General features: G+C 36.4%; 7 protein-coding genes and 1 pseudogene. 5 read left to right on the top strand and 3 right to left on the bottom strand.

Features of this window, described 5'->3' with window-relative positions; translation table 11 throughout:
• Together IJ535_RS13470 and IJ535_RS13465 are read left to right on the top strand one after the other, a co-directional pair.
• A partial coding sequence (locus IJ535_RS13470) for an aldo/keto reductase (protein ID WP_294303860.1) occupies window positions 1–328 on the top strand: 328 nt, incomplete at its 5' end.
• A 140-nt stretch (window positions 329–468) separates the two neighbouring features.
• Window positions 469–1,278: a hypothetical protein gene (locus IJ535_RS13465; RefSeq protein WP_294303859.1), complete on the top strand. Its 810-nt coding sequence runs from the start codon at window positions 469–471 to the stop codon at window positions 1,276–1,278.
• Window positions 1,279–1,407: 129 nt separating this feature from the next.
• Here IJ535_RS13465 and IJ535_RS13460 read toward each other — a convergent pair whose 3' ends face one another.
• The gene (locus tag IJ535_RS13460) at window positions 1,408–2,607 is read right to left on the bottom strand and encodes a lipase family protein (protein ID WP_294303858.1); all 1,200 of its coding nucleotides are present in this window, start codon (window positions 2,605–2,607) and stop codon (window positions 1,408–1,410) included.
• A 394-nt stretch (window positions 2,608–3,001) separates the two neighbouring features.
• On the opposite strand from IJ535_RS13460, the gene IJ535_RS13455 reads away from it, so the two are divergent.
• Window positions 3,002–4,024, top strand: coding sequence for a C39 family peptidase (locus IJ535_RS13455; protein ID WP_294303857.1), 1,023 nt, complete (start codon window positions 3,002–3,004; stop codon window positions 4,022–4,024).
• A gap of 251 nt (window positions 4,025–4,275) precedes the next feature.
• On the top strand, window positions 4,276–5,520 hold the full coding sequence (locus tag IJ535_RS13450) for an alpha/beta hydrolase-fold protein (protein WP_294303855.1): 1,245 nt from the start codon (window positions 4,276–4,278) through the stop codon (window positions 5,518–5,520).
• Between the two features lie 202 nt (window positions 5,521–5,722).
• On the opposite strand, the gene IJ535_RS13445 is transcribed toward IJ535_RS13450, so the two are convergent.
• Window positions 5,723–6,622: a LysR family transcriptional regulator gene (locus IJ535_RS13445; protein ID WP_294303854.1), complete on the bottom strand. Its 900-nt coding sequence runs from the start codon at window positions 6,620–6,622 to the stop codon at window positions 5,723–5,725.
• A gap of 148 nt (window positions 6,623–6,770) precedes the next feature.
• On the opposite strand from IJ535_RS13445, the gene IJ535_RS13440 reads away from it, so the two are divergent.
• A complete protein-coding gene (locus IJ535_RS13440) occupies window positions 6,771–7,883 on the top strand; it encodes a 5-methyltetrahydropteroyltriglutamate--homocysteine S-methyltransferase (RefSeq protein WP_294303852.1) in 1,113 nt (370 codons plus the stop codon).
• Here IJ535_RS13440 and IJ535_RS13435 read toward each other — a convergent pair.
• Window positions 7,880–8,221: pseudogene (locus IJ535_RS13435) on the bottom strand (hypothetical protein); the annotation flags it as partial. The gene IJ535_RS13440 and the pseudogene IJ535_RS13435 overlap by 4 nt on opposite strands.

Here is an 8,221-nt window from a genome sequence, read left to right as displayed (position 1 = left end):
CGACGGCGCTCTTGATTATTGCAGATTGCATGATATTACTATCCAGGCCTGGTCACCACTTCAGCACGGAATGTTTAAGGGTATGTTTATTGATAATCCAGATTTCCCTGAATTAAATGAGGTTCTTGGAGATTTGGCAAAGCAGTATGGTGTGACAAAATCAGCCATTGCTATTGCATGGATTCTGCGTCATCCAGCAAAAATGCAGGTAATTGCAGGCACAATGAATCCTACTCATCTTGAAGAAATGGCGCAGGCGGATGGAATATCTCTTACTCATGAGGAATGGTATAGATTGTATTTATCTTCTGGTAAATTCTTGCCATAAGCTGCTTAGCCTGTTGGCGTAAAAAATGAGTTTAATCGCAGTAGAAAACTAAAAATAATTGAAATTAACATAATAGAAATGTAAAATCATATAGGGCAGGTTGACTGCCCTATATTTTTTGCAATAAATGGAGGCTTGAAATGTCATACACAGATTATGTTAAACATTATTTTACAATGCCAGATTGTATACTATTTTTGCTGTTAGCAATGGTGTTGCTGGCGGTTGTTTATGGAATATTTTTTGTATTTGCAAACAAAACCTTTGAGGGTGAGTTGAAGATTCAGCACGAATTCTTTTCCTTATCAGAAAGATTTTACGAGCTGATATTCTCAGGCGGAAGCATCATCGGATTTATGGCTGTGTACTACCTGATAAACAGATTTGTTACTTCGGGGGCATTTTATGGATTCTGGAGTGATTACAAGGATTATTTGCTTTTGGTTTTCATGATAATCTCAATTTTAGTCAACACATTTTGTGACCATGTGCTTGTAAGATTAAAGAGATTGGACAAAAGTGAAATGGCGTCCATCCGTCTTACAGGAATGCTGTACATGATAATTATCTTCTGCTATATCAAATTTATCTACGAAGATAACAACTATGACATGTTTATCACATATTTCCTTACGCTGATGATTGGTCGATTTGTGTATTTTGATGCCAGCTTCAAGGATTTTTTGGAATGTATGAAGCAGGCCGCTAAGAATATTCCGATAATGGTGATAGCTCTAGCGTTCCTTGGAATTCTATGTTTGCATGGTTATTCTACAGATTATTTGCTTAAGCACAACGGAGTTATCACTAATATATTCTTCTGCCATCTGTATATAGTTGTAGCAATCTTTATATTGCATTTTGCAGTGAATGTTTATTTTAATAATAGAAAACCTAAGAGGGCTAATAAAAGACAGGTTCCAAATAAAAAAAGACCTTCCGACTATTAGAAGAGTGGGAGTAGAGTGCATGAGAGTTTGAGACAAAGAAGGTTTATCTTGAAGTCTACAATAGTACCAGCAATAGCAAAAGAGACCCGGATACAGATGCAAGCATCCTGGTCTCTTTTATTAACAAATTTATTCTACTACAGCTTCAGTATCAACAACTGTTGCTTCATCTAGTTCTGGATTGATAACTTCTTCTATAAGGTTAGCATCCTCAATGCTATCATTCTCAGTAGTGTCAGCTTCAACTAATTCGGCATCAGATTCCATGGTATCAATAACTTCTGTTTCAACAGAATCTGCATCATTATCCTGTGCAAAAGTTGTAAATTTAGCTAAAACATCCTCTGTTATATAGCCATCAGCAACTGCAGCTTTAGCTAAGTCATAGCACTCAGCTGGGGTCTTTTTAGGAAGAATTGATGTTCTGGCAACTGCTGTTGTTCCATAAAGTGATGTATAGAATGATGTAGTGGCAAAGTTTAATGTTAACATTCTGCTACCTGTTTCTATACCGCAAATGCTTCCTCGCTTCTCACCGGCACAATCATAGCTTCCCCAAACATCTTCACGTAGGTAGCTATCACAATGGGCCGCTGGTGAATCTCCATTATAACCACCATCTTCATGATTAACACCGGCATACTGCCAAACGATATTAAGCACAGAAGAAATACTGTAGAATGTATTCTTGTCGCTGCTATCGCCAAGTCTCTTTACCATACCTTCACGAGTAAAGCCCTTGATAAGAGGTGAACCAAATGTAACTGTGTTAAGAACTTCGTAATTGTCTTTGACATACTTGTCAGCTGCGACCTGCTGTGCAACCATTCCACCAAGACTATGGCCTGCAAGAATAATATTGCTACCTGCAGGAATTCTATCGATAATAGCGTTTTTAACATTTGTAGCGTACTCATTACTTAATTCAAAGCCAGATAGAAGATCTTCCTTAACAGTTGTAGTCTGATTTTCAACAATTGTCTCTGTTCCTGAGAGCGCAACTACATACACTTCCTTATCCTCAGAACCCCAATAGGTGTTATAAGTCATTCTTCCTTCAGTGATAGAAATAGGGCCTGCTGTTTGATAATCTGCATAGCCAACCTTTGTAAGTGTGGCCATCTGAGCAGCATTCTCTATAGTTACTGTCTCACCATTCTGCATTTTATAAACCATATCCATGATTTTGAAATCTGTTTCTGTGTGGAGAATATAATTTGTATCTCCGCCTGCTGGAAGAATTGATCCAGCCTCTGAAACCATAGGATTTACCAGAACAGTAGAAGCCACTAGAGCTGTAGCTAACATTCTTAAAACTCTTTTTCTCATAATTATTTTTACTCCTTTTCTTTTGCGGAAACTAATATATCAGATATAGTTTTCTAATGCTTTCCAAAATTAAACTAATAAAAAGAGTTTTTTTGTGAGTATTGCGATTTGTCACACATAATATTTTTCAAGTCCAAATCGTTATTAGCCACTTATTTTAATGAGCAAATATCCTTTGTATATAATATTATACTCATAATAAAAATGTGTCTTCGATGTTCATTTATGCTTGTAATATAAAGTTATGCACACAAATTCTTACCAAAAGTAATTTGACAGGATATTTGTAATGTGATAGAACTGTGTTAGCTGGAGTAGTACAGTTCAATTTGCTTTTTGGCACAATTGAAATACAAAGGCGCTCTATTACAAAAACAAGGAATATTAATTCAAAATGAAGCTACATAGAATATTGATATGGATACTACAGGGCATACTATTGTTAGTTGTAGGATTCTTTGGACTAATTGCATTAGATTATTATTTCATGCTTGACTGGCTAACAGACATGGATGCATTTTTAATACTTACCCTAGTGCTTCTATGCCACTTTTTGGCTGGGCTTATTAGGTTAAAGAAAAGTCTGCATGACAAGGGGCATTATGAGATAGATAATCATGAAGTCTATCGCAGAAAAGCTACGAGGGAATATCCTAAAAATTATACTGATTACGACAATAAAAGGAAAATACAACCTAGGCAATCAAAATTTAAACCAGCAATTGCTATTATGCTTGTGGCGGTAGCTATTGTAGGTTTTGGAGCATACAATTTTATTAACAACAGGAGCATGGAAAATGTTCCAGAAAATGTAGTAGAATTCGGCGAGAAATATCCTGAAGCCAGTGAATATGTAAGGAATTTCAATAAGTATGTGGACAAAGACTTTGACATGGATGTGACAAAGGAAATGTTTGAAAATGATATTCCTTTATTTATCCAATGGGATAAGCGCTGGGGCTATAGAGATTATGGTGGGAATTATGTAGGTGTTGCAGGTTGCGGTCCTACTTGCATTGCAATGGTGGCTTGTGGATTGGAACAAAATCCAGACATTAATCCTTATGAGGTTGCAAACTATGCAGCAAGCCAGGGCTATTACACATATGGGCAGGGAACCTCTTGGACTATCATGACAGATGGCGCAAAACACTTTGGAATAAATGTAACTAATGGAAATGTATCAGCAGATTATATACTGCAAAACCTTTCTAACGATACTCCAATGATTTGTTCTATGAGCCCAGGAGATTTTACAACATCGGGGCATTTTATAGTTCTAACAGGGATAGATTCTGATGGTGAAATAATTGTAAATGATCCAAACAGTCCAAAGAATAGCAAGAAGCACTGGGATGTTAACACGCTGGTTTCCCAGATGAAAAGCGTATGGAAATATAGTAGGAAAAGATGTTGAACCTACATATCATGATATAGAGGATGGCGCATGGGTAGATGATAGTGCTTATGAAAAAATCTAAAATGGGATTTTTTTAGCAATAAATAGAAATCAAAAAACAATAACTGTAAAAATGCTTATAAATATGGGGCTTCGCGAGTAAATAGACTCAGCAAGAATTGTGTCGCATAAAATATGTTTAGAGGGTATTATTATATTGCGCGCGTTAATTGCTTAGGCAAAGAACAAACAAAAGGAGAGGATATATAATGAAAAACAAAAAACTATTTACTACAGCCCTTGTTCTGGCACTTTCTGTTAGTTCCTTGGGCATGACAGCAAAGGCTGCAAATGATGATGCAACAGCATTAAATTATGTAAAAGAAAACGCAGAATCCACTTTAGTATCAAAAAATGGTGTGGATATCAGCTATGACCTTAACAGTTGGGGAACTGGATATTGGGTTGGTTATAAGCTTACTAATAACTCAAAGTATGCGCTTAAAAATTGGACAGTCAAATTAAGTAAGGAACAGGTTAAGATTGATAGTAGCTGGTGTGTAAATATCGAGACAACTGATGATGAATACATTCTCACTCCCCTTAGCTGGAATACCAATGTTGCAAGTGGTGCAACTATTGAATTTGGTTTCCTTGGTGTAGGTGAGACTGATGGAAAAATTGAGGCTGACATTGAATTTACAAAAGACCATTATGACCCTACAGCTACTATAAGTGATAGTATTCCTGAAAAGTATTCTGAAATCAGAAATGATGAAGGTGCTGGCACAGTTAAGACTATTTCATATACAGCTCACGATTCTGAAAACGGAAATACGTACACAAAGAAGGCTAATATCTATCTTCCAGCAAACTATAGCGAGGACAAGAAGTATAATGTATTATACCTGCTTCATGGAATCGGTGGTGATGAAAATGAGTGGGGTATGTACAATGATGAGTCAAAGGTTAAGGCTATAATGGATAACCTTGCTTATTATGGAGACATTGATTCTTTCATCGTTGTTACACCAAATGGTAAGGCTTCTGAAAGTGGTTCAATTCCTTCTTTCTACAATTTTGGAGCTGAGCTTAGAAATGATTTAATTCCATATATTGATTCACACTACAGTACTTACGCTGATCGTGACCATAGAGCTTGTGCTGGTCTTTCTATGGGTGGTATGCAGACAATCAATATTGGTATAGGTGAATGTGTTGATTTGTTCAGCTACTTCGGAGCATTCTCAGCAGCACCTACTAGTAACCCAGCATCAAAGACAGCAGAGCTTTTGGCAGATAAGGATTATCCTATCCACTATTTCTACAACATCTGCGGTCTTCAGGATGGCATTGCTTACTGGAGTGCTTCAGCTGCCGCAAAGAACCTACCAGAGGTATGCGATAAGTTTGTAGATGGCGAAAACTTTATGTGGCAGGAGCTTGATGGCGAGCATAACTTTGATATTTGGTATCTTGGTTTCTACAATTTCGCGCAGAAAGCATTTAAGTAAAATATTATGTTTGGGAACCACTCTAATCTCGTTTGAGAGAGGAGTGGTTCTTATCTGGCTTTTTTTACGAATTAGTATTAGTTATAATCAATCGTAGAAAATACTACGGGGTGTGGCTCAGATGGTAGAGCGCTACATTCGGGATGTATTCAATCACTGTCGAAATTGAGAAGATTTACTAGAATGATTTATGATAAAAATCTTAACAACAACGATTTTTAAGAATATCTATGTACTGTTGGGTGAGAACTGATTGAGGCATACCTGAAGGCAAAATGTATCCAATTTCCATATAATCATCCACATCAAGCGGTTTTGCAATAATATGAGGGCCATTAAGTTCTTCGCTGATAACACCGCTACAAATGGTGTAGCCGTTGAGTCCAACTAACAAATTAAAAAGTGTGGCGCGATCTCTGACGATGATTTCCTTGTCGGAGTCGATAGTACTAAGGATTTCTTCGGAAAAATAAAAGGAATTATGGCTTCCTTGTTCATATGATAGTCTTGGGTATGCTGTAAGATCATCTAAAGTAATAGTCTTTTTCTTGGCAATAGGATTGTTTTTACCTATAAAAACATGGGGCTTAGCCGTAAAAAGCGTGCTGAATACTAGGCCGTGGTCTCTGAGAGTTTTTCGAATAACAGTTTCATTAAATGTATTGAGATACAATACGCCAATCTCGCTTCGGCGATGGGCGACGTCATCGATGATATCAAAGGTCTGCGTTTCCCTCATATGAAATTCATATTTATCACCACCATATTTTTTAAGCAATTCAACAAAAGCTTCTACTACGAAGGAATAATGTTGGGCTGAGACGCAAAATCGCTGTTTACCACGATTGACACCAGTATATCTTTCTTCGATGAGGTTAGCTTGTTCTAGAAGCTGTCTTGCGTAACCCAAAAATTCATCCCCCTCAGGAGTAATTTCTATTCCCTTATTTGAACGATAAAAAATGGTAATGTTGTATTCTTTTTCTAAATCTTTAATTGCCGAGGTCAAACTAGGCTGAGCTATAAATAGTTGTTTTGCGGCTTCTGTGATGTTGCCGGTTTTAGCAACTGTCACAGCATATTTTAATTGTTTTAAAGTCATTACAATACCTCACAATATATATTAATTTATATAATAGCCTTTTCCATAGATAAAATCTATGGCCACAAGATGATTTTTTGTATTTTGCCTATCGTCATAGTAGGCATATAATTCTTCTTAACATTATTAACAGAGAAGGAGAACGATAATGAGTTTAGTAAATATCCCAGGAAAGTATGATTTTGTAGGCAGTTTTTTAAGACCACAGGCATTAAAAGATGCTAAGGCTTTATATCAAAGTGGCAAGCTTTCAGAAGAAGAGTACAACAAAGTTGTAGAAGAAGAAATTACAAAGGTTGTTGCAAAGCAAAAAGAGTTAGGATTTCACATTATTACAGATGGCGAATTTAGACGAAGCTTTTGGCATTTAGATTTTATGTGGGGTCTTGAAGGTGTGGCTCATGAAAATAATGGTTCGGGAGTAAAGTTTGACGCAGAGTTAGCTCTTTTGGATGATACATTTTTAATAGGAAAAATAAGAGCAAAGGCACATCCATTTGTAGAGTATTTTAAGTTTTTAAAACAGTTTGAAGATGAGAATACAATTGCTAAATACACTATCCCTGCGCCTGCACAGACTTTTCAGCAGATGATAGTCCCAGGTAACTATGAAATAACACGAAAGTTTTATCCAACAAATGAGGAATTAATTCATGATATAGGAGTTGCTTATCAAGATATTATTAAACAATTCTATAATGCAGGATGTAGAAACCTACAATTAGATGATTGTACTTGGGGTGCGATTGTTGGTGATGCAGCAAAGCAGAGATACAAATCTCTTGGAATAGATTTGGAGGATGTAAAACAACAGCTTTTAGATGTAAATAATCTTGCTTTAGAGAACAAACCTGAAGACATGGTTATAACTTCTCATATTTGCAGAGGAAATTATCATTCTACATTCTTTAATAGTGGTGCTTATGATTCGGTTGCAGACTATGTTTTCGCTCAGGAAAACGTAAATGCGTTATTCTTGGAATATGATGATGCCAGATCTGGAGGGTTTGCACCGCTTGCTAAGGTATCACCAGATAAGACTGTTGTGCTTGGATTAATAACAACAAAGACACCTAAGCTGGAGGATAAAGACGCAATCAAAAAACGTATATACGAAGCAGCAAAATATATACCACTCGAAAGACTGTGTTTAAGCCCTCAATGTGGTTTTGCATCCTGTGAAATAGGAAATAAACTCACAGAAGAAGAACAGTGGGCAAAGCTTGCTCTGGTAAAAGAAATTGCTGAGGAAGTGTTTTAAGATAAAACATGTGTTATGTTTAGACTTACCTTTTCTTTTAAAATATTATATTGATCCTCATCGGAGATATCAGAGTCTGTGATAATAGTATTAAAGTCTTTGATATCTCCGAACTTTTTCATGGTATGTTGCCCAAATTTTGAGTGGTCAACAAGAAGAATTTTTTGCTCTGAATTTCTCATTATTACCTGTTTTATTGAACTATCCATTTCTGTGCTAGTTACACCATAGACGGTATCTATAAATCCTGTTCCTAGAAAGGCCGTGTTAAAATGAAAATTTGAAAGATAAGTCAAAGTATCCATATCCATAGGACCGCCGTTTGAGTCCTGATATTT

The sequence above is a fragment of the Pseudobutyrivibrio sp. genome (genome assembly GCF_017471675.1).
Taxonomy (GTDB): domain Bacteria; phylum Bacillota; class Clostridia; order Lachnospirales; family Lachnospiraceae; genus Pseudobutyrivibrio.
Note: the sequence above shows the minus strand (reverse complement) of the source record. Positions and strands in the feature narration are given on the sequence as shown.

Excerpts from the sequence above, each read along its gene's own strand:
- IJ535_RS13465 (WP_294303859.1), top strand. The coding sequence starts at position 469 with ATGTCATACACAGATTATGTTAAACATTATTTTACAATGCCAGATTGT.
- IJ535_RS13460 (WP_294303858.1), bottom strand. The coding sequence starts at position 2,607 with ATGAGAAAAAGAGTTTTAAGAATGTTAGCTACAGCTCTAGTGGCTTCT.
- IJ535_RS13455 (WP_294303857.1), top strand. The coding sequence starts at position 3,002 with ATGAAGCTACATAGAATATTGATATGGATACTACAGGGCATACTATTG.
- IJ535_RS13450 (WP_294303855.1), top strand. The coding sequence starts at position 4,276 with ATGAAAAACAAAAAACTATTTACTACAGCCCTTGTTCTGGCACTTTCT.
- IJ535_RS13445 (WP_294303854.1), bottom strand. The coding sequence starts at position 6,622 with ATGACTTTAAAACAATTAAAATATGCTGTGACAGTTGCTAAAACCGGC.
- IJ535_RS13440 (WP_294303852.1), top strand. The coding sequence starts at position 6,771 with ATGAGTTTAGTAAATATCCCAGGAAAGTATGATTTTGTAGGCAGTTTT.